Source organism: Enterobacter sp. PGRG2 (genome assembly GCF_030291195.1).
Lineage (GTDB): Bacteria > Pseudomonadota > Gammaproteobacteria > Enterobacterales > Enterobacteriaceae > Enterobacter_D.
Window position 1 is genome coordinate 988,031 of record NZ_CP127837.1, and the last position, 333, is coordinate 988,363.

Annotated in this window: 1 pseudogene; it reads left to right on the forward strand. The window is 62.5% G+C overall.

Annotated features, from left to right (window positions below):
* Positions 1–333: pseudogene (locus tag QRD42_RS04210) on the forward strand (hypothetical protein); the annotation flags it as partial.

Here is a 333-nt window from a genome sequence, read left to right on the forward strand (position 1 = left end):
GATGGCGGTTCAGGCGGCACGGATACCGCCGCGAACGGCGCGGTCAGCACTATTCTCAGCGATACCGGCGAAACCCTCTCTGGCGTCGGTACCACTCTGGATAACCTCGGTAGCCAGTTGCCCACCAGCAATCCGGTGACCTCCACCGTGGCGACCACCGTCAGCGGCGTTGGCACCGCCATTGATACCACCGGCAGCGGCATCACCAACGGTATAGGTGATCGTTCAAACGTCAATGGCGTGGGCACGACATTAAGCGGCGTGACCACTACCGTGACCTCGCTGGGCGGCACCGTGTCTGACGTCGGCACCAATCTTGCCAGCACAACCTCG